The organism is Mesorhizobium sp. M1A.F.Ca.IN.022.07.1.1 (assembly GCF_003997575.1).
Lineage (GTDB): Bacteria > Pseudomonadota > Alphaproteobacteria > Rhizobiales > Rhizobiaceae > Mesorhizobium.
Genome location: NZ_RZST01000046.1, coordinates 1 through 23996, shown reverse-complemented (window position 1 = coordinate 23996; position 23996 = coordinate 1). Strand labels below are relative to the sequence as shown.

Here is a 23996-nt window from a genome sequence, read left to right as displayed (position 1 = left end):
GATATCAGCGTGGCGGCGCTCAAGTCAGCCGACGAAGTCTTCATCACCTCGACGGCCGGCGGCATCATGCCCGTCACGATGATCGACGGCGCTCCGGTTGCCGATGGCAAGGTCGGGGCGATCACTGAGCGTCTGATGCGCCTCTACTGGCAAAAGCACGAGGATCCGGCTTGGTCGAGCGCAGTGCGCTACGGATGACGACCAAAGCCACTCCAACAGTTCACTCAGAGCGAGACTTGAACCGGCGATATCCAAAGCCGAAGCCCGATCACGCGCGATAGATCCACTGCTCCGGCACCCGCACCGAAATCTCTTCGCCGGTCCTGATGATGCCGGGTTTTTCGACCCAGGCGACCAGACCGCGCAGCCTCTTCGCCGTCTTCGGAAACAGCAAGACCGTCGCGTCGCGATCCGCCGCGTTGACATGTTCGGCGATCGATTGCCCGGCGACCCGGCAGGGCTTGTTCTGGCCGTCGATCTTGATCGTCACGCCGCCCTTGAAGAACAACAGCGACCCCGCCGGCAGCATCGAAAGATGCGGCAGGCCTTCGATCATCAGGTTGGCGCCGATCCATTCCGCCTTGATCTCCTCGAGGCCCATGCAGTGGGCGACGATGGCGAGCTCATCCGCGGCGACGAGCGACAATTGCCGCTCGTTGCGCATTTCGGTGCCGCGCGGGTACCAGGGCTCGCGCCCGCCGGAGCGCCGCGTCGCGCCGGCATGGAAGTCACCCTCGATCCCGTCGAAGCCAAGGCGCAATTCGTCCACGGGCCTTGTCTCGAAATGATCGGACTGCGCGGCATAGAGTGCCGCTGCCAATGCTGTCAGCTTGCGGCCGGCGACGATGTCGGCCGTCGGCTCCGCCGACGGAAAAAGCTCTAGGTTCATTTCCTGCATAGCGTTGGTCTAGAGACGCTCGGCTACTCGGTCCAGTCGAAAGCGCTGATGATCCGATCACAGCGCTTGATGGCGATCACGACTTTCTTACCTGAAGATGCCGCACGCTTTCACATTCCGCCGCATTGCCGCCGCGCCGGCGGCGTAAATGGCGGCGCGAACTTGGGAGGGTTCAGATCATGCAGGTTCAACATGCGATCGCCGCGCTCTGGTTGGCCTGGGTGGTGTCTTGGGTGCTGGCCGCCGCGTGGGCCGATCCAGCGCAAAAGCGCGCGGACTTCAAGGCTGAGGCCCGTTACCGGGTTCTCTGGCTGGCCGGCACCTTTCTGCTGTTCGCGCCGGCGCACGGCCATGTCGGCCGATTGCGGCTGTGGACGCCGACGCTTGCCGAGGGCTGGATCTGCGTCGCCCTGATCGCGATCGGCATCGCTTTCGCCTGGTGGGCGCGCTTGCATCTCGGTCGGCTGTGGTCGGGCACCGTCACCGCCAAAGCCGATCACCGCGTGGTCGACAGCGGTCCCTATCGGCTGGTCCGCCACCCGATCTACACCGGCCTGCTGGTGTCGATCCTCGCCACCATGGCAGCCAAGGGCACTGTCTGGGGTGTTGCCGGCGCTGCCCTGCTGCTCGTCGGCATCGTCGTCAAGGCCAGGCTGGAAGAGAGCTTCCTGCGCGGCGAGCTCGGCCCCGCCTATGACGACTATGCCAGGCGCGTGCCGATGCTGGTGCCGTTCGTTCCCGCCTGAGCCGGTTTACAACATCCTCAGCAGCGCGCCGCCGATCGAATAGCCTGCGCCGAAGGCGCAGAGCAGGCCGAAATCGCCGGCCTTCATGTCCGCATGATTTTCGGACAGTGCCACGATGGCGCCGGCGCCCGCCGTGTTGCCGAGCCGCTCCAGCACCATCGGCGCGCGGTCATGGTCGACATCATGGCCGAAGGCGAGTTTCAGGATCATCGCATTCATGCGCGCATTGGCCTGATGCAGCCAGAAGCGGCGGATGCCTTGCGGCGCCAGACCATGCTCGGCCAGGAACTCGACGATGAATTTGTGGCCCGCGACCGTGACTTCCTTGAACACCTTGTTGCCGACCTGCTTGATCAGATTGCCCTCGAGGTTGATCTGGTAGGGATCGTCCTGGGCAGTGCGGGTGTGGTAGCCGAAATTGGTGCGGATGTTGTTCGACATTTGCGTCCAAGTGCGCGTGTCGAGCACCTCGAAGCGTCCCGGCCGCTTCTCGCCCTGGTCGAGCCCTTCGACGATCATGGCGACCGAGGCGTCGCCGAAGATGAAATGCGTCTGCCGGTCGCGGAAGTTGAGATGGCCGGTGATGATTTCGGGCGTCGACACCAGGATGCGCTTGTGCGCCCCTGCCCTGACCAGGTTGACCGCGATGTGCAGCGCCGCCGCGGCGGAAGAGCAGCCGAGCCCCATGTCGAAGCCGGCGCCATTGGTGCCCAGGGCCTGCTGCATCTCGATGGCGATCGCCGGATAAGGCCGCTGATGATGCGAGGCCGAGCAGATCACCAGATCGATATCCGAGCCTTCCACGCCGGCATGGGCGATGGCCTTTTTGGCCGAAGCGATGCCGAACTCCGCCTGCAGCGACAGCGCGTCGTCCGGCCGGGCCGGAATGCGCGGCGCCATGCGGGTTGGATCGAGGATGCCTTCGCGTTCGATCACATGGCGGGTCTGCACGCCCGACGCATGGACGATGAAGTCGCTGTCCGACTTCTGCAGCAGCGTCGCGCCTGTGACGGCGCGGCGCGCATTCTCGGTGTCGACCCAGCTGTTGAAGCTTTCGACCAGCTCTTCATTGGTGATGACAGGCTCGGGGATTTCGGCGCCGATGCCGCTGATGATGACGCGATGCATGTCCAATCCGTCCGAGGCACGGCCTTTGTGCCGGAGCGCGCTACCCTTGTCGCATTTGGCCGGTTTATGCCAGCCTAAATCGCAGTTCCGGCTATCGCGATGAGTTGACCGGAAACGGTCAGGCCCGCTTGGCAATGATGAAGATGCGCGGGAAGCGCAGCAGCACCTTGCCGGTCGCCGTCTTCGGATAGGCCTTTGCGATCTTTGCGGTGTAGCTTTCGAGGAATGTCTTTCTCTCGTCCGCGTCGAGCGGATCGAGGAACGGCTTCAACCCCGTCGCCTTGACCCATTCGACGATCGCTTCGGCATTGGCCAACGGATGATTGTAGATCGTGTGCCAGATATCCACGCGATCGGCGAGCGGCGACAGAAGATCGTAGTAGAAGGAAACCGGGGGCAGCGGCGCGCGGGCGGCGCTCCTGAGCTTGGCCGAGAACGGCATCTCGGCCGCGGTGTCGCGCATCAACCGATGCGAGGGTTCGCCAAGATTATCGGGCATCTGGATGGCCAAGGCGCCGCCCGGCGCGAGCAGCCCGATCAGCTGCTGGAACACCGCCGGATGCTCCGGCAGCCATTGAAAGACCGCGTTTGCGAAGATCACGTCGACGGGCTGTGCCGGCTGCCAGGCGGAAGCATCGGCTAGCTCGAAATTGACGTTGGGCAGCCGCGCCTTCGCCTTCTCGATCATGTCGGGTGAGGTGTCGAAGCCGCTGACCTCCGCATCCGGCCAGCGCTCGACCAGCAGCTCCGTCGAGTTGCCCGGACCGCAGCCGATATCGACGACGCGGCGCGGGAAATCGACCGGAACTTGTGCTGCCAGGTCCCGCGCGGGCCGCGTGCGCTCGTCCTCGAACTTCAGATATTGGGCGGCGGACCAGTCAGCCATTTCAGAGCCTCATATTTGTTCGCCGCTCATGGACTTTGCTACCGCGTCAGCCGCTTGTGCGTCATGCGGTGCGGGGTTGCCGCCTCCGCGCCCAGGCGGCGCAGCTTGTCCTTCTCATATTCCTCGAAGTTGCCTTCGAACCATTCGACATGCGCGTCGCCCTCGAAGGCGAGCATGTGGGTCGCCATGCGGTCGAGGAACATGCGGTCGTGGCTGATGATCACCGCGCAACCGGCATAGGCTTCGAGCGCATCTTCAAGCGCGCCCAGCGTTTCGGTGTCGAGATCGTTGGTCGGTTCGTCGAGCAGCAGCACATTGCCGCCGCCCTTCAGCATCTTGGCCAGATGCACGCGGTTGCGCTGGCCGCCGGAAAGATTGCCGACCTTCTGCTGCTGGTCGCCGCCGCGGAAGTTGAAGGACGAGCAGTAAGCGCGGCTGTTGACCTCGTGCTTGCCGAGCTTGATGACCTCGGCGCCGCCCGAGATCTCTTCCCAAACCGTCTTGTTCGGGTCGAGCGCGTCGCGGCTCTGGTCGACATAGCCGAGCTTCACAGTCTCGCCCTTGCGGATCGAGCCGGCATCCGGTGTTTCCTGGCCGGTGATCATCCTGAACAGCGTCGTCTTGCCGGCACCGTTCGGGCCGATGACGCCGACGATACCGCCCGGCGGCAGTTTGAACGACAGATCCTCGATCAAAAGCTCGTCGGCAAAGCCCTTGTTGAGGCCCTCGACCTCGATGACGACATTGCCGAGGCGCTCGCTCGACGGGATGACGATCTGCGTGTCGGTCGGCTTGCGGTTCTGCGACTGCTCGACCAATTCCTCGTAGGCCTTGATGCGCGCCTTGGACTTGGTCTGGCGCGCCTTCGGCGAGGATTGGATCCATTCGCGCTCGCGCCAGATCGCCTTCTGGCGGGCGTCGTCCTCGCGCCCTTCCTGGATCAGGCGCTTGGCCTTGGCATCCAGATATTTGGTGTAGTTGCCCTCGTAGGGAATGCCGCGGCCGCGGTCGAGCTCGAGAATCCAGCCGGTGACGTTGTCGAGGAAGTAGCGGTCGTGTGTGATGATCAGCACCGAGCCCGGATAGTCGCGCAGGTGCTTTTCCAGCCATTGCGTGGTCTCGGCGTCGAGATGGTTGGTCGGCTCGTCGAGCAGCAAAAGGTCGGGCTGCTCGAGAAGCAGCCGGCAGAGCGCCACGCGGCGCCGCTCGCCGCCCGAGAGGTTGGTCACTTCGGAATCGGCCGGCGGGCACTGCAGGGCGTCCATCGCCATCTCGACCTGCTGCTCGAGATCCCACAGGTTCAGCCGGTCCATCTCGTCCTGCAGCTTGGCCGACTCGTCCGCCGTCTCGTCGGAATAGTTCATCATCAGCTCGTTATAGCGCTCGATGATGGCGGTCTTCCTGGCGACGCCGTCCATGACGTTTTCACGCACGGTCTTGCTGTTGTCGAGCTGCGGCTCCTGAGCGAGGTAGCCCACGGTCGCGCCTTCGGCCAGCCACGCCTCGCCCTGAAACTCCTTGTCGAGCCCGGCCATGATGCGCAGGATGGTTGACTTGCCCGAACCGTTGGGGCCGAGGATGCCGATCTTGGCGTCCGGATAGAAGGACAGGTGGATGTTATCGAGCACCTTCTTGGTGCCGTAGGCCTTCGACAGGCCTGACATGTGATAGATGAACTGGCGAGCCACGCGCGCTTTCCCTGAAACTGAACTGTCGAATTGGGTGGAGTTGCGCGCTATGTAGGCGATGAAGCGCCGAACGGCAATCGCTTTCGGCACGCCGCGATCTTCACCAGCCGGCAATCATGCTCGGTTCGGCGGCCAGATCCGGGCCTGGCACGCGCCCTATTGAAACCCTATCGCGTCCACCATGCCCTTCGGGCAGCCCGCCTTGCTCGTCGGCGCCGAGGCGATCAGCAGGCTGGCGAGCTTGCTGTCGGGGGCGATCGGACCGGAGAGACCGAGCGTCAGCTCGCCGATCAACCGCCTTCCGCTCGACGGATCGACAAGGCAGGAGACGCGCACGCGGTCGCCGGCGCCCTTGCCGAAGGCCTGGTCGAAGGCATTGCGTATCTGCTCCGATGTCAGCTGCTTGCCGATGTTTTTGACAAAGAGATCGCGCACCGGCGAGGCGTTCACCGCGCGCATCAGATTGAGCGCGTCGGAGAAATACTCTTGCTGGCTCTTGCCGTAGCAGGTGCCGTGCTTGATCCATTCATGGCGCTCCAGCTTGGACGCCGTGCCCGGCATCATCTGGTCGAGCTCGGCGCGCGTGTTGACGTCGAGTTCGACGGGCGGCAAATCCCCCCAATGCGCGGGATTGTCGTTGGCCTTGTCGGCCGCCGACACCTGGCAATAGAAATTGCCGTTCGGCTGCGGCCACAGCCCATGCAGCGTGAAGTGCGAAGCGTCGAATTCGTTGGGATTCTGCGCCTTGCATTCGGGTTTGTTGGCCTTGGTCTCACAGAATGCGGGCTGCCAGCTCAGCGCGAACACATATTCAGGCTTGCCGGAACCAGGTTGCGACGGCTTCATCGGATCGGCCGGCGAGGGCGTGGCGGACGCGCTGCTGCCGGTGACATGACCGCAGCCGATCTTCACCCAGCGTCGCTCCGGATCGGCGCCAGGAACCTGGATGAGATAATGGGTGGGCTCGTCCTTGTTGCCTGCCAGAAGCTGATAGGTCTGTCCCGCTTCGGTAGACACGTTGCCGGAGTTCTTGCCGCTCCTGATGGCTTGCGTTGCCGGACAGGCGCTGTCGGCCACGAAGGTGCCGCTCATCCTCACATCGGCCTGAGCCGCGCCGGCGCCAACCAGGGCCAGAACAACCGAACCCCATACTGCCCAAACCCGCATTCCCGCTCTCCCGGCGATCATCGAACCGTATCGGATTCGCCACATTAGAACAGGCGACGTGTCAGAATTGCGATCTTTGTCGTCGCGCGAAAATAATCCCCAGGAGAGCGATAAGCGCACTCCATAGGCTCGAAAGGATCTCGCACTCTTGACGCAGCCGAAGCCCTCGCCCATCAGTCGCCAAGGGAGCGAGACATGCCATTCGACAAGCAGACCAGGCTGGCCTCACCGACCGGGGCCGACCTCAACCTCTATGTGAAACATGCGCAACTATCCCCGCGCGCCGTCATCCAGATCAATCACGGCTTGGCCGAGCATGCGGCGCGTTACGCCCGCTTTGCCGACTTCCTCGGCGCGCGCGGCTTCCATGTCTACGCCCATGACCATCGCGGCCATGGCGCGACAAAGGCGCCCGATGCGCCGCTCGGCCGGTTCGCCGATACCGACGGCATCGCCAAGGTGATTGCCGATGTCGGCGCGGTGCATGATCTGATCGCCGTTGAACATCCGGGATTGCCGGTCATCGCTTTTGGACACTCGCTCGGCGCCTCGATCGCGCTGAATTTCGTGCTCCGCCATTCCGATCGCGTCCATGCCGCCGCAATCTGGAACGGCAATTTCTCGCAAGGCCTGCTCGGCCGGCTGGCCCTGGCCATCCTGGGCTGGGAAAGGATGCGGCTGGGCTCCGACGTGCCATCTCGGCTGCTGCCCAAGCTGACCTTCCAGGCCTGGGGCAAGGCCGTACCCAATCACCGGACCTTGTTCGACTGGCTGTCGCGTGATCCGGTCGAGGTCGACAAATACATCGCTGACCCGCTCTGCGGCTGGGATGCCTCGGTCTCCATGTGGCGCGATGTGGTCAACCTGGCGCTCTACGCCGGCAGGGATTCTAGCTTCGCCGGCGTGCGCCGCGACCTCTTCGTCAATCTGATCGGCGGCGGGAAGGATCCGGCATCGGACCACGGCAAAGCGGTTCACCACCTTGCCCGGCGGATGGACAAAATGGGCTTTTCGAATCTGGTTTCAAAGATTTACGCCGACACCCGCCACGAAAGCCTGAACGAGGTCAACCGCGACATCATCATGAATGATTTCGCCGCCTGGGCGGATCATACGCTGAACTCTAGCGGCATTGGCCCATTGCATGGGTCGTGACAGGGGCGACCTCTGTTGGTAGACGCTGCGCTTTCGACCACTCACGGTGATCCATGGCTGAACCCCCGCTGAAAGGCATCCGCGTCATCGAACTCGCCCGCATCCTGGCAGGCCCCTGGGCCGGGCAGCTGCTCGCCGATCTCGGCGCCGATGTCATCAAGGTGGAGAGCCCGCACGGCGGCGACGACACCCGCAAATGGGGCCCGCCCTTCGTCATGAGCCATGACGGCGAGAACCTTTCGGCGGCGTACTATCATTCCTGCAATCGCGGCAAGCGCTCGGTCGCCATCGATTTCTCCAAGCCCGAGGGCGCCGACACGCTCCGCCGCCTCGTCGCCACGGCCGACGTGCTGATCGAGAACTTCAAGCTTGGCGGTCTCAAGAAATACGGGCTCGACTATGAAAGCCTGAAGAGGATCAACCCGCGTCTCGTCTATTGCTCAATCACCGGTTTTGGCCAGGACGGGCCCTACGCGCCCCGCGCTGGGTACGATTTCATCATCCAGGCGATGGCCGGCATGATGTCGATCACCGGCGAGGTCGGCCGCGAGCCGCAGAAGGCGGGCGTCGCCATCTCCGACCTGTTCACTGGGCTTTATTCGGTGATCGCCATCCAGGCGGCGCTTCGCCATGCAGAAAGGACCGGTGAAGGCCAGCATATCGACATGGCGCTCTTCGACAGCCAGATCTCGGCGCTCGGCAACCAGAACCTCAACTATCTGGTCTCGGGCAAGTCGCCCGTGCAGATGGGCAACGCGCATATGAACATCGCGCCTTACGAGGTGCTGCCGGTCAAGGACGGCCATATCATCCTCGCGGTCGGCAATGACGGACAATTCACCAAGTTCTGCGCAGCGGTCGGCCTCACCGATCTGCCAGCCAATCCGGATTTCGCCACCAATCCGGCGCGCGTCGCCAATCGCGCAAAGCTGCGCGAACAGATCATCGAGACGCTGAGCACGTGGGATCGCGATCCGCTGCTGGCGAAGCTAGAGGCGGCCGGCGTGCCGGCAAGCCCGATCAACACGATCGGCCAGATGTTCGCCGACCCGCAGACGATCGCGCGCGGCATGCGGCTCGACCTGGACGACGGTCATGGCAATTTGCTGCCTACGGTACGTGCGCCGATGGTGATGTCCGGCACGCCGCTCGTCTATGAGCGCCCCTCGCCGCGTCTCGGCGAGCACACTGAGGAAATCCTTGCCGAACTGGAGAGAGCAGCAAAATGAAAACGGGCGGACGATTGATCGTCGAGGCGCTCCAAGCGAACGGCACCGACCGCATCTTCTGCGTTCCAGGCGAATCCTATCTGGCAGTGCTCGACGCGCTGCATGACTCGCCGATCCGCACCATCGTCTGCCGTCAGGAAGGCGGAGCGGCGATGATGGCCGACTGCCAGGGGCGCCTGACCGGCAAGCCCGGCATATGCTTTGTCACCCGCGGCCCCGGCGCCACCAACGCTTCGGCCGGCATTCATATCACCATGCAGGATTCGGTGCCGCTGATCCTGTTCATCGGCCAGGTCGCCAGTCACGCCAAGGAGCGCGAGGCTTTTCAGGAGGTCGACTACAAGCGCTTCTTCGGCGACATCGCCAAATGGGTGGTTGAGATCGACGATGCCTCACGCATCCCGGAATTCGTCACCCGCGCCTTCGCGGTGGCGACGTCGGGCCGCCCTGGCCCAGTCGTCATCTCGCTGCCCGAGGACATGCTGACCAGCGAGGTCGAGGCCCCAATGGCGCTGGCTCATACGCTGGTCGAAACAAGCCCTGGTGAAGCCGAAATCGACCGGCTTGAGGCCCTGCTCAATGCCGCCAGACGGCCAATTGCCATCCTGGGCGGCACGCGCTGGGATATTCAAGCGGTTCAGGACGTCACCCGTATCGCAGAGGCCTGGTCACTGCCGGTCGGCTGCTCCTTCCGCCGCCAGATGCTGTTCGACCACTTGCATCCGAACTATGCCGGCGATGTCGGCATCGGCATCAATCCGAAGCTGGCTGCAGCGATCAGGCAGGCAGACCTGGTGCTGCTCATCGGCGGCCGCATGGGCGAGATGCCGTCCTCGGACTATACGCTGTTGAAAAGCCCATACCCGGACCAGATGCTGGTGCATGTCCACGCCGACGCCGGCGAGCTTGGCCGCGTCTATCGGCCGACCCTGGCGATCAACGCCTCCCCCGCCGCCTTCGTGCGAGCCTTCGCCAGACGCAAAGGTCCGGCCGCGCCCGGATGGGCGGCGGAGACGGCAAAGCTGCATGCCGCCTATCTCGAATGGTCGACGCCGCCTCAGACCGGCCCCGGCGCCGTCAAGATGGGGCCGATCATGACCTATCTGGAAAAGGCGCTGCCGGAAGACGCCATCCTCACCAACGGCGCCGGCAACTACGCCACCTGGGTGCATCGCTTCCATCGCTTCCGCCGCTTCGCCACGCAGGCGGCGCCGACTTCCGGCTCGATGGGCTACGGCACGCCGGCCGCGGTCGCGGCCAAGGCCCTGTACCCGGATCGCGAGGTCATCGCTTTTGCCGGCGACGGCTGTTTTCTGATGAACGGCCAGGAGTTCGCGACCGCCGTGCAATACGACCTGCCGATCATCGTGGTCGTCGTCAACAACGGCATTTACGGCACGATCCGCATGCATCAGGAGCGGGAATATCCGAGCCGCGTCGTGGCGACCGACCTCAAGAACCCGGATTTCGCCGCCCTCGCCCGCGCCTATGGCGGCCATGGCGAGACCGTCGAAAGGACCGAAGACTTCGCTCCGGCCTTCGAACGCGCACGCGCCAGCGGCAAGCCGGCGATCGTCGAGATCAGGCTCGATCCCGAAGCCATCACGCCGACCCGCACGCTGACACAGATACGCGACAAGTCCTGATCCGGCAGAACGAGGCGGTCGCCCCCCTCGCTGCTGCCTGAGGAAACTCCGCTACATCGATCCGCCGGCTTTCTCGATCTGGCCGCGGATCTCGCCGTCCGGATTCGCCTTGGTGTGGACGTTGACGTAGTACTTGCCGGCCTCGAGGTCGGCCGCCTGCGCGTCGGTCAGCGTCGCCGATCCCTTGATCGGGCTCTTGAGCTTCTTGAATGGGATCACCGGAGGTGCGTTTTCACCCGACGCGGCCGGCCCGTGAATGTGAGCAGCCGTCGCAGGTCCGCTGAGGCCGGAATATTTGACGTTCCAGCTGAGCTTCTTCTTGGCGGTGTCGAAGGTGAATGTGGCGGTTCCCTTGCCTTTGGTGGTGACGGGCGGGCTCTGCTGGCTACCGTCGAGCGTCGCATTGTACTTCACAGTTTCGGCCAAGGCCGGAGATGCGAGCAGCAAAGCAGTCGAGACAGCAAAGGCCGAAAGCATCGGCCATGATTGGATGCGCATTGGAGAACCTCCTTGGCTGGCGCGCATCCGCCCCGCCGCGGCTCCCCCGGCGCGCGGATGCCCCACTGCAACGGTTGGCAGGCCGCTTGTATCCCTGCACACGGATATTTTACCACAGCCAAGCAAAAGGGGCGGTCACCCGCCCCCGTTAAGTCTCGACTGGCGAGGTCAACCTTACTTGATCGCCTTGTCGGTGATCGCGGTCGTGTAGGCGCCCGACGGCTCCTTGGCGATGATCTTCTGGTCGAGCAGCGCCTTGGCGGTGCGCTCATAGGTGGCCGGATCGAGCTTGCCGTCGGCATTGTCGATCAGCTTGGCGACTTCGCCCATCATGCGCTTCTGATGGTTCTCGTCCTGGCCGCCATTATCCATGACGATCTCGGCCGCCTCATCCGAATTGTCGACGGCGTATTTCCAGCCCTTCATCGAGGCGCGCACGAAGCGCACCATCTTGTCCTCGAAGGCCGGATCCTTGAGCTTGTTCTCCAGCGCGTAGAGGCCGTCCTCGAGCAGGTCGTTGCCCATGGCCGAATAGTTGAAGACGATGAGCTGCTCCGGCTTGTAGCCGGCGTCGATCAGCTGCCAGTACTCGTTATAGGTCATGACCGAAATGCAGTCCGCCTGCTTCTGGATCAGCGGCTGAACGTCAAAGCTTTGCTTCAGCACGGTGACACCGTCCTTGCCGCCGTCGGTCTTGAGGCCGAGCTTGTTCATCCAGGCATAGAACGGGTACTCGTTGCCGAAGAACCAGACGCCGAGCGTGTGGCCCTTGAAGTCGGCTTCGGTCTTGATCGGGCCGTCCTTGGGGCAGACCAGCTCCATGCCGGCTTTCTTGAACGGCTGGGCAATGTTGACCAGCGGCACGCCTTTTTCACGGGCGGCCAACGCGCCGCCCATCCAGTCGACGATCACATCGGCGCCGCCGCCGGCGATCACCTGCTCGGGCGCGATATCCGGCCCGCCCGGCTTGATGTCGACGTCGAGCCCTTCGGCCTCGTAGAAGCCCTTGGCCTTGGCGACGTAGTAGCCGGCGAACTGGGCCTGCGTGACCCATTTCAGCTGCAGCGTCACCTTGTCGGCCGCCATCGCTTGGAAAGCGGCCAGCGACATCGCCCCGGCCAGAGCAGAAATTACCAGTCTTTTCATGTTTTTACCCTCTGAAGTTAGCACCCAAACCCACCGCCCCTATCCACCACGGACAGAGGGATGCCAAAACGTGACGGCTCTCTCGACAAGAGCGACCACGCCATAAAAGACCGAACCCGCCAGTGCTGCAACTGCGATTTCGGCCCAGACCATGTCGATGTTCATCCGCCCGACTTCCGTCGAAATGCGGAATCCCATGCCGACCACGGGCGTGCCGAAGAACTCCGCGACGATGGCGCCGATCAGCGCCAGCGTCGAGTTGATCTTCAGCGCATTGAAGATGAACGGCATTGCCGCCGGCAGCCGCAGCTTCAGCAAGGTTGGCCAGTAGCCCGACGCATAGGTGCGCATCAAATCGCGCTCGATGTGGCCGGAGGCGGCAAGCCCCGCGACGGTGTTCACCAGCATCGGGAAGAAGGTCATGATGATCACGACCGCCGCCTTGGACGGCCAGTCGAAGCCGAACCACATCACCATGATCGGCGCGACGCCGATGATCGGCAGCGCCGACACCATGTTCCCGATCGGCAGCAGCCCGCGCCTGAGGAACGGCACACGGTCGGCAAGGATGGCGACAACGAAGCCGGCGAGGTTGCCGACGATGTAGCCGATCAGCACCGCCTTGAAGATCGTCTGCCGCACGTCCGATCCCAGGATCGGCAGCGAGTTGGCGATGCGCGCGCCGATGGCGCTCGGCGGCGGCAAAAGGATGAAGGGAATGCCGGCGCCGCGCGTCACCGCTTCCCAGATGATCAGGATCCAGGCGCCGAAGATCGCCGGAATGATCAGCCGTAGCGCCGTTTTGGCCCCGCTGGCTGCAGGCCGTAACGAGGACAACAGGGCGACGCAGCGCCAGGCAAGCAACCAGGCGGCTGCGAGAACCAGAAAGTACGGCGCCAGTGCCGTGCCCTCGAAGCCTCCAATGCCCTTGACCAGAAGCCACGCTGCGACATGGGCGCCGACGAACAAGACAACGGCTTCGACAAGTGGCGCGAGTCTCACCGTCGAAACCAGCGCCGCGATCAGCAGCAATCCGAGGATGAGACCTTTGGTGCCCATATATGGGTAGGCAACCGTCGCGGCAGGCTCGGCCAGCGCAGCCGCTTCCGGTGTCGACATCGCGCCGAGCGCGAAGGCGACGACGCAAAGAAGGATCGCCAGCACCGCTTGCCAGGATGGTTTGAGCCAGGTCATGCCGGCCTGCCGCCCATGGCGCGGTCGACGAGGCGGCCGGCGATGCCGACCACCATGACCAGAAGCGCGGCAACCACCGAGCCCGCGACCAGCGCCGACCAGATGTCGATCGTCTGGCTGTAGTAGGCGCCGGAAAGCAGCTTCGCGCCGATGCCGGCGACAGCACCCGTCGGCAATTCGCCGACGATGGCGCCGACCAGGCTCGCCGCTACCGCCACCTTCATAGACGTGAACAGGAACGGCACCGAGGCCGGCACGCGCAGTTTCCAGAAGGTCTGCGAGGCGCTGGCATTATAGGTGTGCATCAGGTCGAGATGCATGAGCTCGGGCGAGCGCAATCCCTTCACCATGCCGACCGCAACCGGGAAGAACGACAGATAGGTCGAGATCAGCGCCTTCGGGATCAGCCCGGTGATGCCGATGGCCGCCAGCACCACGATGATCATCGGCGCCACCGCCAGGATCGGAATGGTCTGCGAGGCGATGATCCACGGCATAAGGCTGCGGTCGAGCGTCGTCACATGCACGATGCCGACGGCGATCACGATGCCGAGCGCCGTGCCGAAAGCAAAGCCGAGCAGCGTCGAGGACAGCGTCACCCAGGCATTGTAGACAAGGCTGCGGTTCGAGGTGATGCCGCGCAGAAAGGTGTTCTCGAAGAAGTTCACCGCCACCTGGTGCGGCGCCGGCAGCGTCGGCTTCGGCTGCGACCATGTCTTGCCGATGAATTCGACCGTGCCGGGGGTTTCGTTGGCTCTGGCGTCGAGATCGCGCTGGAACGGCGCATTGAGGATGACGGCGAAGACATACCAGAGCACCACCACGCCGGCGAGGATTGAGGTGACCGGGATGATCTTGGAACGGATGGAGTCCATTTAGCAGGCCTTCCCCCGGCGCAACGGCAGCACGCGGCGCTGCGCGTTTTTCGTCATCATAGGGCGGAGCAAGGAGCGAAGCGGCCCGCCGCGGACCCTAGGATCCATGCCGTTATCTCGACGCTCCGCTGTGGCGCAGAATGCGGCTCCCTGCGCCGCGCTCAGCTCGTCGGGTATTCTGAGCCGCTTACGGCCTTCGGTCGACGTCACGGCATGGATCCTAGGGTCTGCGCTCCGCTTCGCGTCGCTCCACCCTAGGATAACGAAATCACGGCGGTCGGTTCCCGCCACGCGCGCGGCTTCGCGCTTGCTCCGCCCCAGGATGTCGAAGCAGCGGGTGTCCGTCCGCTGGCAAGCACCCTCAATCATCATAGCTGTGCCCCGCCCTCAACCCGTCGCGCACGCGCGCGGCGATCGCCAGGAATTCCGGCGTCTCGCGGATGTCGAGCGGCCGCTTCCTGGGCAAGGTGGATTCGATCACGTCGGTGACGCGGCCCGGCCGCGGCGACATCACCACGATGCGGGTCGACAGATAGACCGCCTCGGGGATCGAGTGAGTGACAAAGCAGATCGTCTTGTTGGTCGAATCCCAGAGTTCGAGAAGCTGTTCGTTCAGATGATCGCGCACGATCTCGTCGAGCGCGCCGAACGGCTCGTCCATCAAAAGCAAATCGGCGTCGAAGGCGAGCGCGCGCGCGATCGAGGCGCGCTGCTGCATGCCGCCGGACAGCTGCCAGGGATACTTCTTCTCGAAGCCGGAGAGGTTGACGAGTTCGAGGGTTCGCTTGATGCGTTCCGCCTGCTCGGCCTGGCTGAGGCCAATGATTTCCAGCGGCAGCGCCACATTCCGCTCGATTGTGCGCCAAGGAAACAGCGCCGCCGCCTGGAAGACATAGCCGTAAGCCCGCTTCTCGCGCGCCTGCTCCGGCGAAATCCCATTGACGGAGATCGTTCCCGAGGTCGGCTTCTCCAGATCGGCGATGACGCGCAGCAAGGTTGTCTTGCCGCAGCCGGAGGGGCCGATGAAGGAGACGAACTCACCCTTGCCGATGGTGAGATCGACATTGGACAGCGCCTGCACCGGACCGTCATTGGTCTGGAAGGTGAGGCCGAGCTTGCTTGCCGAAACGACGGCTGGCGACTGTCCGCTCATCGGCAGAAACCTGTCTTTCGCAGCCGCTGCCGCGCCGGCCGGAATCCGGTTGATTTTACGATTGCCTTGCTTTCCACTCGTCCAGTCCCACTTGATCGACGCCCGGAGCCTTGCCGATGTCGCCTAAACCCACATGCCACCTTATTCGCCCTGAAAGCACTTATGAAGGCAAGCAAGGCTTGAGCTATTTCGCCGGTATAGCCGCCGAAACCGTCGGCTCCTCCGGCATTTGTATGCATCTTCTCACCATGCCGCCCGGCGCCCGCGCCAAGGCGCATATGCATGAGAACCACGAGACCGCGATCTATGTGCTCTCCGGCGAGGTCCACACCTGGTATGGCGACCGGCTCGAGCATCACGAAGTCGTCAAGGCCGGCGACCTGTTCTACATTCCGGCGGGCGTGCCGCATCTGCCCGCCAATCTGAGCGGAGCGCCCTCTTCGGCGGTCATCGCCCGCACCGATCCCAACGAGCAGGAAAGCGTGGTCCTGATGCCGGAACTGGATGCGTTGGTTGCCTGAGGTCGACGGGACCGCCGTCATTTGCACCGGGAGACTTCTGCCATCGCGTTGCCGTCCTTGTCGGCGATCACCAGTCTCTTGGCGTTCTTGGCGCTGCGCTTGATGATGAACTGGGCCGGCGTCTGCCCCTCCTCGCCTTCCGCCTCGCACTGCGCCGTCACCACAAGGGAGCCATTCGCCTGGGGTCTCTTGTCGGTAAAGGTGCAGGCGCTGGCGACCGTGACGAACGCCTCGCTGGTCAACAGCAGCATGTCCTCGGCATAGACCTCCTGGCCGTTCTTGTTGATGCAGCCGGATTTGTTGCCCCAGGGCTTGGAGAGATCGATGCCGGCGGCGAAAGCTTGGCCGGCGGCCAGCAGCACGGCTGCCCCGGTCAGAAGGTGAGTTGCGCGCACGCTCAAACTCCGGTCGCCGGAATGCCCGTGCGCTCCACCTTGCGCGGTGCGCTGATCTCCTTCCAGGTCGAAAGCGCGCGGTTGACAGCGGCGTTCGGTTCGCGCGCCACGAACTCCCCGTGCCCGACCTTGGCCTTGACGTCCGCTTCTTCGATCGACAGTTCGCCGCGCGAAAAGACGAAGCGCGGCAGCCCTGTCACCTCGAAACCCTCAAAGACGTTGTAGTCGATCACCGACTGCTGGTTCTTGGCCGTGATCGTCTTCTTGCGCTTCGGGTCCCAGACCACGATGTCGGCATCCGCGCCTTCGACGATCGCGCCCTTCTTCGGATACATGTTGAGGATCTTGGCGATGTTGGTCGAGGTCACCGCGACGAACTCGTTCATCGTCAGCCGGCCGGTGTTGACGCCGCTGGTCCAAAGCACGGGCAAACGATCCTCGAGGCCGCCGGTGCCGTTCGGGATCTTGGTGAAGTCGCCGACGCCGTTGCGCTTCTGCTTGGTGGTGAAGGAGCAGTGGTCAGTCGCCACCACCTGCAGCGATCCGGCCTGCAGGCCTGCCCATAGCGAATCCTGGTGCCACTTGCTGCGGAAAGGCGGGCTCATCACGCGCCGCGCCGCATGGTCCCAGTCCTTGTTGAAATATTCGCTCTCGTCGAGCGTCAGGTGCTGGATCAGCGGCTCGCCATAGACGCGCATGCCCTTCTGGCGTGCCCGGCGGATGGCTTCATGGCTCTGCTCGCAGGAGACGTGCACGACATAGAGCGGCACGCCCGCCATGTCGGCGATCATGATGGCGCGGTTTGTCGCCTCGCCTTCCACTTCGGGCGGACGCGAATAGGCATGCCCCTCGGGGCCGTTATTGCCGGCGGCAAGCAGCTTCTGCGAGAGTGCCGCGACCACGTCGCCATTTTCGGCATGGACCAGCGGCAGCGCGCCGAGATCGGCGCAGCGCTGGAACGAGGAATACATCTCGTCGTCGTCGACCATCAGCGCGCCCTTGTAGGCCATGAAGTGCTTGAACGAGGTGATGCCCCTGTCGACGACGGTGGCCATCTCGTCGAAGACCTGCTTGCCCCACCAGGTGATCGCCATGTGGAAGGAATAGTCGCAGGCAGCTTTCGAGGTCTTGTTGTCCCACATCTGCAGCGCCTCCAGCAGCGACTGCTGCGGCGCCGGCAGGCAGAAATCGACGACCATGGTCGTGCCGCCCGAAAGCGCCGCGCGCGTGCCGGATTCGAAATCGTCGGCCGAATAGGTGCCCATGAAGGGCATTTCGAGATGGGTGTGCGGATCGATGCCGCCCGGCATGACATAGCAGCCAGTGGCGTCGAACTCGTGATCGCCATGCAGGTTCGAGCCGATGGCGATGATCTTGCCGTGCTGCATCAGCACGTCGGCTTTCCACGTGCGGTCGGCGGTGACGATGGTGCCGTTCTTGATGACTTTGGTCATATCCGTTCCCCTGATCTTTTCACGCTTCTTTGCGAGCGGCTTTTTCGAGGTGATTTCTATTCGGTCATTCGACGATTCCTGCCGTCTCGACCACCGCGTGGAACAGCACATCGGCGCCTGCCGCCGCCCATTCCTTGGAGATGTCCTCGGCCTCGTTGTGGCTGAGCCCGCCGACACAGGGACACATGACCATGGTCGCCGGCGCGACCTTGGCCGCCCAGCAGGCGTCGTGGCCGGCGCCGGAGATGATGTTCATATGGCTGTAGCCCAGCTTCTCGGCGGCGGTGCGGACACGGCCGACCAGCGTCGGATCGAAGGTCACCGGATCGAAATGGCCGACCGCCTCGACGGCGCATTTCACGCCGAGCGGCTCGCAGATATTCGGCGCCTCCTTCTCGATGCGCGCGCGCATGCCGTCGAGCTTCGCCTTATCGGGCGAGCGGATATCGACAGTGAAGATCACCGTGCCCGGCAGCACGTTGCGGGAGTTGGGCGAGAACTTCACCTGGCCTACACCGCCGACAGCGCCAGGCTGGTTCTCCATCGCGACCGTCTGCACCATCTCCAGGATGCGGGCCATGGCCAACCCCGCATTGACGCGCATGTTCATCGGGGTCGAGCCGGTATGCGCCTCCCTGCCGGTCAGCGTGAATTCCAGCCACCACAGGCCCTGGCAGTGGGTCACCACGCCGATCTGCTTGTTCTCGGCCTCGAGGATGGGCCCCTGCTCGATATGGTACTCGAAATAGGCGTGCATCTTACGCGCGCCGACCGTCTCGTCGCCGACCCAACCGATCCGCTTCAGCTCGTCGCCGAAGCTCAGGCCGTCGAGATCCTTGCGGGCATAGGCATAGTCCTGCGTGTGAACGCCTGCGAACACGCCGGAGGCGAGCATGGCCGGCGCGAAACGGGCTCCCTCCTCGTTCGTCCAGTTGGTGACGACGATCGGATGTTTGGTTTTGATGCCGAGATCGTTGAGCGAGCGCACGACCTCGAGGCCAGAGAGCACGCCGAGCACGCCGTCATATTTGCCGCCGGTGGGCTGTGTATCGAGATGGGAACCGACATAGATCGGCAGCGCGTCCGGATCGGTGCCGGACCGCGTCATGAACATGGTGCCCATCTGGTCCACGCCCATCGTGAGCCCGGCCTCGTCGCACCAAGACTTGAACAGTTCGCGGCCTTGCTTGTCGGAATCGGTCAGCGTCTGGCGATTGTTGCCCCCGGCGATGCCGGGGCCGATCTTCGCCATCTCCATGATGGAATCCCACAAACGGTCTGAATTGATTCGCAGATTCTCGCCGGGGGCGGCCATTCAAAGTGTCCTCTCATTTCAGGTCTCCGGTCGGGCGGCGGTTCCCGTCGCCGCCCGAGCGGTTTGAGCAGTTAGTCTATCGAGCGCAGAACATCGCGAACATGGTCGATCAGTTCGTTGATCTGGCCCTTGGTGATGATCAGCGGCGGCGACAGCGCGATGATGTCGCCGGTTGTGCGGATCAGCGCGCCGCGTTCGAACGCTTTGACAAAGGCCGAGAAGGCCCGCTTGGTCGGGCTACCGGCGATCGGCGCCAGCTCGATCGCGCCGATCAGGCCGATATTGCGGATGTCGATGACATGCGGCTCGCCCTTCAACGAATGCAGCGCGTCTTCCCAGTAAGGCGCCAGCTCCTCGCCGCGGGTTAGCAGGCCTTCTTCCTTGTAAGTGTCCAAAGTGCCGAGAGCCGCGGCGCAGGCGATCGGATTGCCCGAATAGGTGTAGCCGTGGAAGAACTCGATCATGTGCTCCGGGCCGTTCATGAAGGCGTCGTGGATTTCCTTCTTCACGAAAACCGCGCCCATCGGGATGACGCCGTTGGAGACGCCCTTGGCCGTCGTCATGATATCCGGCGTGACGCCGAAATAATCGGCGGCGAATGGCGCGCCAAGACGGCCGAAGCCGGTGATCACTTCATCGAAGATCAACAATATGCCGTGCTTGGTGCAGATTTCTCGAAGCTTCTGCAGGTAGCCTTTCGGCGGCAGGATGACGCCGGTCGAGCCTGCGACCGGCTCGACGATGACCGCCGCGATGGTCGAGGCGTCATGCAGGGTGACGAGACGCTCCAGCTCGTTCGCCAATTCGGCGCCGTGCTCAGGCACGCCCTTCGAGAAGGCATTCTTCTCCGGCAGATGGGTGTGCGGCAGATGGTCGACGCCGCCGAGCAGCGTGCCGAACATCTTGCGGTTGGCGACGATCCCCCCGACCGAAATGCCGCCGAAATTGACGCCGTGATAGCCGCGCTCGCGGCCGATCAGCCGGGTGCGCGAGCCCTCGCCTCGGACACGGTGATAGGCGATCGCCATCTTCAACGCGGTCTCGACCGACTCCGAACCGGAATTGGTGAAGAACACATGGTCCATGCCCTTCGGCGCGATATCGACCAGGCGGTTCGCCAGTTCGAAGACGATCGGGTGGCCCATCTGGAAGGCCGGCGCATAGTCGAGTTCGGCGGCCTGCTGCTGAATGGCCTCGGTGATCTTCGGCCGGCAGTGGCCGGCGTTGACGCACCAGAGGCCTGCAGTGCCGTCGAGCACCTTGCGGCCATCGCTCGTCGTGTAGTGCATGTCCTTGGCGGACACGAACATGCGCGGCGCCTGCTTGAACTGCCGGTTTGCCGTGAACGGCATCCAGAATGCGCTGAGATCGTTCGGCGTGACTTTCAGCCGGTTGGACATGACCAAGATTTCCCCTTGTAACCTGTTTCTGTGCGCTAACGCTTGGTCTTCCCAAGGCTTGGTCTTCGTTGCGTTTTCGTGCTACGCAAAATTTTGACCGGTTGGACAAACGTTAGCACCGCCCTGTCGGCGGTCAAGGGACTACTAACGGAAATGCGGCATCGAAAGCGCGCTCCACGGCTCGGAGAAAAACTGGTCCAGAGAATTGGTCCAGAGTGCCCACACGGCAGCAGCCGGCAAGGATGACGGACAGGATGGAAGGCTCAGCTCCACGCCGCACCCGCATCCAGCAGGAAAAGCGCGAGCTCATCCTGGAAGCCGCGCTGGAAGTCTTCTCCGCCAACGGTTTTCGCGGCTCGACCATCGACCAGATTGCCGAAGCCGCCGGCATGTCGAAGCCGAACCTTCTCTATTACTTCCGCCGCAAGGAGGACATTCACGAGACATTGATGCAGCGGCTGCTGGACACCTGGCTGGCGCCGCTCCGCGAGCTTGACGATATCGGCGATCCGATGACCGAGCTCAGAAGCTACATCCGCCGCAAGCTCGACATGGCGCGCGATTTTCCACGCGAAAGCCGGCTCTTCGCCAACGAGATCCTGCAGGGCGCGCCGCGCATCATGCCGATGCTGGAGGGCGAGCTGAAAACGCTGGTCGAGGAGAAGGCCGCCGTCATCAAGGGCTGGATGCGCGCCGGCAAGATCGCCCGCACTGACCCCTGGCATCTGATCTTCTCGATCTGGGCGACGACGCAGCATTACGCCGATTTCGACGTCCAGGTGCGCGCCGTGCTCGGCCCCGACCGCGGCGGCGACGGCCGCTTCGAGGATGCTGCCCGGTTCCTGGAGCAACTGTTCCTCGATGGGCTGAAGCCGAAAGCTTAGGTCGGGCGAAGATCAGGCGCTGCGCCGCTCGGGGGGCTTCTCTTCCAGCAGCTTCTTGAGCTTGGCGATCGTATTCTGCTCGGGCAACGGCGTGTAGACGATCAGCCGCATGTCTGAGCCGTCGTCGATCGACAGGCTCATATGCTCGAAAGCCATCGGGCCGGCTGTGGGATGGCGGACATGTTTCACGCCCGTCAGCCTTCTCGCCACGTCCCGCCGCGGCCACCAATCACGGAACTCCGGGCTTGAGCGCATCATCAGCGCGATCAGCCGCTCGAAATCCGGATCGCCGACATATTTGGCGCTCTCCGCGCGAAACGAAGCGAGCACCATGCGGGCAAGCGCGTCCCAGTCGACCAGCAGCCGGCGGTGCTGCGGGCTTGTGAACACCAGATGGACGATGTTGCGGGCATCGCCCTCCAGCAGGCCATAGTCGCCGAACAAGGCGACCGCCGCCGGATTCCAGGCGAGCACATCCCAACGCCGGCCAACCACATAAGCCGGCTGCAGGACGAGGCTCCCCAGCATGTGCAGCAGTGTGGCGTCGACCTTTTCAGACGTCGCCGTGCGCTGCTCCGGCTGCTGGCGGCCGGCAAGGATGAACAGATGCCGCTTCTCGACGGCGTCCAGGCGCAGCGCCTCGCAGAGCGCGGTCAGCACCTCGACCGAGGGCCGCACGTCCCGCCCCTGCTCCAGCCAGGTGTACCAGGTGGTACCGACGCCGGCGATCATCGCCACTTCCTCGCGCCTCAGCCCGGGCGTACGCCGCCTGGCGCCGCTCGCAATCCCAATGTCGGCAGGCGAGAGCCGCTCCCGGCGCGAGCGCAGGAAAGCGCCGAGCTCGCGGCGGCGGCTGTCGTCAGGGGAATGGGGCACGGCATCCATGCAGCTATTATAGCAGTATCGATACCAGGATAAAATTTGAACTGTTTGGCCTGCGCGCCGCGCCCCATCTTGCGTTCAGAGCAGCATAAGGAGGCTCTGAACATGGAACTTAAGAATAAGACCGTTCTCGTCACCGGCTCGACCGACGGGGTTGGCCGCGTGGTCGCTGAAAGGCTCGGCGCTGCCGGCGCCCGCGTGCTGGTACATGGCCGCGACCAAACTCGCGCCAAGGCGACAGTCGCTGCCATCGAAGCCGAGGGCGGCAACGCCGAATTTCTGCTTGCGGATCTTTCGTCGCTCGCCGAAGTGCGCCGCCTTGCCGGCGCCGTGCGGGCAGGAACCGACCGGCTCGACATATTGATCAGCAATGCCGGCGTCGGCACGGGCGGCGAAGGCGCAAAAAGGCAAGTGAGCGCCGACGGCTACGAAATGCGCTTCGCCGTAAACTATCTCGCAGGCTTCCTGCTGTCGTCGGAGCTTTTGCCCTTGCTGAAGGCAAGCGCGCCGGCGCGCATCGTCAATGTCGCCTCCGCCGGCCAGCAGGCGATCGATTTCGACGATATCAATCTGGCCCGCGGCTATAGCGGCGTGCGCGCCTATTGCCAGAGCAAGCTGGCGCAGATCTTGTTCACCATCGATCTGGCCGAGCAGCTCGAAGGCAGCGGCGTCACCGTCAATGCACTCCATCCGGCAAGCTACATGGATACCACCATGGTCCGGCAGGCCGGCATCACACCGTGGAGCTCGGTCGAGACCGGCGCCGACGCGATCCTCAACTTGGCAATATCTCCGGCGCTCGAAGGGCGCAGCGGCCTCTATTTCGATGGCCAGCGGGAAGCGCGCGCCGATGCCCAGGCCTATGACGAAAAAGCCCGCAGCCGGTTGCGGGCGCTCAGCCTCGAACTGACCGGACAATCTTCCGCGACATCCAAGGAACAGCATTCATGAGCATCGAACATTGCGTCATCATCGGCGGCTCGTCTGGCATTGGCCTTGCCACAGCCAAACGGCTGCTCAGCCCCGCGATGAAGGTGACGATCACCGGCCGCAGCGAGGACAAGCTGAACAACGCCTGGAAGAGCCTCGGCGGCACCGTCGGCAAGGCCGCTTTCGACGCGACCAAGCCGGACGCGGTCCGGCACTTCTTCGATGGTCTCGGCCCATTCGATCATCTCGTTCTCGCCGCAAGCGGCGGCAAGGGCCTTGGGCCGTTCGCGACCCTCGACCTTGCCGACATCGGCGGCGGCGTCGACGAGAAGATCAAGCCGCAGCGAGGCTGCTTGCAAGCGGCCCTGCCGACCTTGAACAAAGCCGGATCGGTCACTTTCATTTCGGCCGTCTCGGCGCAGATCGCAGCACCCGGCATTGCCGGCATCGGCGCCATCAACGGCATGCTTTTGACCGTAGTCCCGATCCTGGCCGTTGAACTGAAGCCGCTGCGCGTCAACGTCGTGGCCCCCGGCGTCATCGATACGCCCTGGTGGGATTTTCTATCGGGCGAAGAGCGGCAGGCGGTCTTTGCCGAGTACGCCGGAAAGACGCCGGTCGGCCGTATCGGCCGCGCCGAGGACGTCGCCGACGCGATCGCCTTCCTGGTGTCCAACGGTTTCATGACCCGCCAGGTGCTGACCTGCGACGGCGGCCTGCGCTTCGCCGCCTGAATGGATCAATTGGAAAAAGAGGCCGGGCAGGAAGGCCAGCACCATCAGCCCGGCGACGACCGCATACCAGAC

Annotated in this window: 23 protein-coding genes and 1 pseudogene; 9 read left to right on the top strand and 15 right to left on the bottom strand. The window is 63.7% G+C overall.

All coding sequences use genetic code 11. From position 1 onward, the window contains the following. Positions 1–198, top strand: a pseudogene (locus EOA75_RS08235) (branched-chain amino acid transferase); the annotation flags it as partial. 70 nt (positions 199–268) lie between these two features. On the opposite strand, the gene EOA75_RS08230 reads toward EOA75_RS08235, so the two are convergent. Then, complete coding sequence (locus tag EOA75_RS08230; protein WP_164747317.1) at positions 269–898, bottom strand: molybdenum cofactor sulfurase; 630 nt, start codon at positions 896–898, stop codon at positions 269–271. Between the two features lie 179 nt (positions 899–1077). On the opposite strand from EOA75_RS08230, the gene EOA75_RS08225 reads away from it, so the two are divergent. Beyond that, a complete protein-coding gene (locus tag EOA75_RS08225) occupies positions 1078–1644 on the top strand; it encodes an isoprenylcysteine carboxylmethyltransferase family protein (RefSeq protein ID WP_095802402.1) in 567 nt (188 codons plus the stop codon). Positions 1645–1650: 6 nt separating this feature from the next. On the opposite strand, the gene EOA75_RS08220 is transcribed toward EOA75_RS08225, so the two are convergent. From EOA75_RS08220 to EOA75_RS08205, 4 genes are all read right to left on the bottom strand, one after another. Next, the gene (locus EOA75_RS08220; RefSeq protein ID WP_127324041.1) at positions 1651–2772 is read right to left on the bottom strand and encodes a beta-ketoacyl-ACP synthase III; all 1122 of its coding nucleotides are present in this window, start codon (positions 2770–2772) and stop codon (positions 1651–1653) included. A gap of 118 nt (positions 2773–2890) precedes the next feature. Continuing rightward, the gene (tam, locus tag EOA75_RS08215) at positions 2891–3658 is read right to left on the bottom strand and encodes a trans-aconitate 2-methyltransferase (protein ID WP_127216251.1); all 768 of its coding nucleotides are present in this window, start codon (positions 3656–3658) and stop codon (positions 2891–2893) included. Between the two features lie 38 nt (positions 3659–3696). Beyond that, entirely contained in the window at positions 3697–5346 is a 1650-nt protein-coding gene (ettA, locus tag EOA75_RS08210; RefSeq protein WP_067328984.1) for an energy-dependent translational throttle protein EttA, read from the bottom strand. A 156-nt stretch (positions 5347–5502) separates the two neighbouring features. After that, a complete protein-coding gene (locus tag EOA75_RS08205) occupies positions 5503–6513 on the bottom strand; it encodes a ribonuclease (protein WP_127216252.1) in 1011 nt (336 codons plus the stop codon). Between the two features lie 195 nt (positions 6514–6708). Between EOA75_RS08205 and EOA75_RS08200 the strand changes: the two genes are divergently transcribed. From EOA75_RS08200 to EOA75_RS08190, 3 genes are read left to right on the top strand one after another with little or no spacing between them, the layout of a single operon-like run. After that, positions 6709–7668 carry an alpha/beta hydrolase gene (locus EOA75_RS08200; RefSeq protein ID WP_127245812.1) on the top strand — a complete coding sequence of 320 codons (960 nt, stop codon included), beginning with the start codon at positions 6709–6711 and terminating at the stop codon, positions 7666–7668. Positions 7669–7721: 53 nt separating this feature from the next. Further along, a complete protein-coding gene (locus EOA75_RS08195; protein WP_127216755.1) occupies positions 7722–8897 on the top strand; it encodes a CaiB/BaiF CoA-transferase family protein in 1176 nt (391 codons plus the stop codon). After that, a complete protein-coding gene (locus EOA75_RS08190; RefSeq protein ID WP_127324040.1) occupies positions 8894–10543 on the top strand; it encodes a thiamine pyrophosphate-binding protein in 1650 nt (549 codons plus the stop codon). Before EOA75_RS08195 ends, EOA75_RS08190 begins: the two co-directional genes overlap by 4 nt. 51 nt (positions 10544–10594) lie before the next feature. Here EOA75_RS08190 and EOA75_RS08185 read toward each other — a convergent pair whose 3' ends face one another. From EOA75_RS08185 to EOA75_RS08165, 5 genes are all read right to left on the bottom strand, one after another. After that, positions 10595–11041, bottom strand: coding sequence for a CHRD domain-containing protein (locus EOA75_RS08185; protein WP_066990644.1), 447 nt, complete (start codon positions 11039–11041; stop codon positions 10595–10597). A gap of 174 nt (positions 11042–11215) precedes the next feature. Next, a complete protein-coding gene (locus EOA75_RS08180) occupies positions 11216–12187 on the bottom strand; it encodes an ABC transporter substrate-binding protein (protein ID WP_067328975.1) in 972 nt (323 codons plus the stop codon). 39 nt (positions 12188–12226) lie between these two features. Then, positions 12227–13381 (bottom strand): ABC transporter permease, encoded by a 1155-nt coding sequence (locus tag EOA75_RS08175; protein WP_127324039.1) that lies wholly within the window; start codon positions 13379–13381, stop codon positions 12227–12229. Then, positions 13378–14256, bottom strand: a complete 879-nt coding sequence (locus tag EOA75_RS08170) for an ABC transporter permease (protein WP_127324038.1) — start codon at positions 14254–14256, stop codon at positions 13378–13380. The genes EOA75_RS08175 and EOA75_RS08170 overlap by 4 nt, the downstream gene beginning before the upstream one ends. Positions 14257–14617: 361 nt before the next feature. Continuing rightward, positions 14618–15409 carry an ABC transporter ATP-binding protein gene (locus tag EOA75_RS08165; protein WP_066990627.1) on the bottom strand — a complete coding sequence of 264 codons (792 nt, stop codon included), beginning with the start codon at positions 15407–15409 and terminating at the stop codon, positions 14618–14620. 110 nt (positions 15410–15519) lie between these two features. Between EOA75_RS08165 and EOA75_RS08160 the strand changes: the two genes are divergently transcribed. Next, positions 15520–15930, top strand: a complete 411-nt coding sequence (locus EOA75_RS08160) for a cupin domain-containing protein (protein ID WP_170950346.1) — start codon at positions 15520–15522, stop codon at positions 15928–15930. Positions 15931–15947: 17 nt separating this feature from the next. Here EOA75_RS08160 and EOA75_RS08155 read toward each other — a convergent pair whose 3' ends face one another. The 4 genes from EOA75_RS08155 to EOA75_RS08140 form a co-directional block, all read right to left on the bottom strand. Then, positions 15948–16325 (bottom strand): hypothetical protein, encoded by a 378-nt coding sequence (locus EOA75_RS08155; protein WP_164747316.1) that lies wholly within the window; start codon positions 16323–16325, stop codon positions 15948–15950. Between the two features lie 2 nt (positions 16326–16327). Next, on the bottom strand, positions 16328–17779 hold the full coding sequence (hydA, locus tag EOA75_RS08150) for a dihydropyrimidinase (RefSeq protein ID WP_095824943.1): 1452 nt from the start codon (positions 17777–17779) through the stop codon (positions 16328–16330). Positions 17780–17843: 64 nt separating this feature from the next. Next, the gene (locus EOA75_RS08145) at positions 17844–19094 is read right to left on the bottom strand and encodes a Zn-dependent hydrolase (protein ID WP_127324037.1); all 1251 of its coding nucleotides are present in this window, start codon (positions 19092–19094) and stop codon (positions 17844–17846) included. Between the two features lie 71 nt (positions 19095–19165). Further along, positions 19166–20494 carry an aspartate aminotransferase family protein gene (locus EOA75_RS08140; protein WP_067328959.1) on the bottom strand — a complete coding sequence of 443 codons (1329 nt, stop codon included), beginning with the start codon at positions 20492–20494 and terminating at the stop codon, positions 19166–19168. Between the two features lie 254 nt (positions 20495–20748). On the opposite strand from EOA75_RS08140, the gene EOA75_RS08135 reads away from it, so the two are divergent. Beyond that, the gene (locus tag EOA75_RS08135; RefSeq protein WP_127324036.1) at positions 20749–21378 is read left to right on the top strand and encodes a TetR family transcriptional regulator C-terminal domain-containing protein; all 630 of its coding nucleotides are present in this window, start codon (positions 20749–20751) and stop codon (positions 21376–21378) included. 12 nt (positions 21379–21390) lie between these two features. Here the strand turns inward: EOA75_RS08135 and EOA75_RS08130 are convergent, their stop codons facing one another. Continuing rightward, complete coding sequence (locus EOA75_RS08130) at positions 21391–22263, bottom strand: helix-turn-helix transcriptional regulator (protein ID WP_127324035.1); 873 nt, start codon at positions 22261–22263, stop codon at positions 21391–21393. A 102-nt stretch (positions 22264–22365) separates the two neighbouring features. On the opposite strand from EOA75_RS08130, the gene EOA75_RS08125 reads away from it, so the two are divergent. Together EOA75_RS08125 and EOA75_RS08120 are read left to right on the top strand one after the other, a co-directional pair. Then, on the top strand, positions 22366–23211 hold the full coding sequence (locus EOA75_RS08125; RefSeq protein WP_127324034.1) for an SDR family NAD(P)-dependent oxidoreductase: 846 nt from the start codon (positions 22366–22368) through the stop codon (positions 23209–23211). Continuing rightward, positions 23208–23924, top strand: a complete 717-nt coding sequence (locus EOA75_RS08120; RefSeq protein WP_127324033.1) for an SDR family oxidoreductase — start codon at positions 23208–23210, stop codon at positions 23922–23924. The genes EOA75_RS08125 and EOA75_RS08120 overlap by 4 nt, the downstream gene beginning before the upstream one ends. Positions 23925–23996: the final 72 nt, after the last annotated feature.

Excerpts from the sequence above, each read along its gene's own strand:
- EOA75_RS08230 (WP_164747317.1), bottom strand. The coding sequence starts at position 898 with ATGCAGGAAATGAACCTAGAGCTTTTTCCGTCGGCGGAGCCGACGGCC.
- EOA75_RS08225 (WP_095802402.1), top strand. The coding sequence starts at position 1,078 with ATGCAGGTTCAACATGCGATCGCCGCGCTCTGGTTGGCCTGGGTGGTG.
- EOA75_RS08220 (WP_127324041.1), bottom strand. The coding sequence starts at position 2,772 with ATGCATCGCGTCATCATCAGCGGCATCGGCGCCGAAATCCCCGAGCCT.
- tam (WP_127216251.1), bottom strand. The coding sequence starts at position 3,658 with ATGGCTGACTGGTCCGCCGCCCAATATCTGAAGTTCGAGGACGAGCGC.
- EOA75_RS08205 (WP_127216252.1), bottom strand. The coding sequence starts at position 6,513 with ATGCGGGTTTGGGCAGTATGGGGTTCGGTTGTTCTGGCCCTGGTTGGC.
- EOA75_RS08200 (WP_127245812.1), top strand. The coding sequence starts at position 6,709 with ATGCCATTCGACAAGCAGACCAGGCTGGCCTCACCGACCGGGGCCGAC.
- EOA75_RS08195 (WP_127216755.1), top strand. The coding sequence starts at position 7,722 with ATGGCTGAACCCCCGCTGAAAGGCATCCGCGTCATCGAACTCGCCCGC.
- EOA75_RS08190 (WP_127324040.1), top strand. The coding sequence starts at position 8,894 with ATGAAAACGGGCGGACGATTGATCGTCGAGGCGCTCCAAGCGAACGGC.
- EOA75_RS08185 (WP_066990644.1), bottom strand. The coding sequence starts at position 11,041 with ATGCGCATCCAATCATGGCCGATGCTTTCGGCCTTTGCTGTCTCGACT.
- EOA75_RS08180 (WP_067328975.1), bottom strand. The coding sequence starts at position 12,187 with ATGAAAAGACTGGTAATTTCTGCTCTGGCCGGGGCGATGTCGCTGGCC.
- EOA75_RS08175 (WP_127324039.1), bottom strand. The coding sequence starts at position 13,381 with ATGACCTGGCTCAAACCATCCTGGCAAGCGGTGCTGGCGATCCTTCTT.
- EOA75_RS08170 (WP_127324038.1), bottom strand. The coding sequence starts at position 14,256 with ATGGACTCCATCCGTTCCAAGATCATCCCGGTCACCTCAATCCTCGCC.
- EOA75_RS08165 (WP_066990627.1), bottom strand. The coding sequence starts at position 15,409 with ATGAGCGGACAGTCGCCAGCCGTCGTTTCGGCAAGCAAGCTCGGCCTC.
- hydA (WP_095824943.1), bottom strand. The coding sequence starts at position 17,779 with ATGACCAAAGTCATCAAGAACGGCACCATCGTCACCGCCGACCGCACG.
- EOA75_RS08145 (WP_127324037.1), bottom strand. The coding sequence starts at position 19,094 with ATGGCCGCCCCCGGCGAGAATCTGCGAATCAATTCAGACCGTTTGTGG.
- EOA75_RS08140 (WP_067328959.1), bottom strand. The coding sequence starts at position 20,494 with ATGTCCAACCGGCTGAAAGTCACGCCGAACGATCTCAGCGCATTCTGG.
- EOA75_RS08135 (WP_127324036.1), top strand. The coding sequence starts at position 20,749 with ATGGAAGGCTCAGCTCCACGCCGCACCCGCATCCAGCAGGAAAAGCGC.
- EOA75_RS08130 (WP_127324035.1), bottom strand. The coding sequence starts at position 22,263 with ATGGATGCCGTGCCCCATTCCCCTGACGACAGCCGCCGCCGCGAGCTC.
- EOA75_RS08125 (WP_127324034.1), top strand. The coding sequence starts at position 22,366 with ATGGAACTTAAGAATAAGACCGTTCTCGTCACCGGCTCGACCGACGGG.
- EOA75_RS08120 (WP_127324033.1), top strand. The coding sequence starts at position 23,208 with ATGAGCATCGAACATTGCGTCATCATCGGCGGCTCGTCTGGCATTGGC.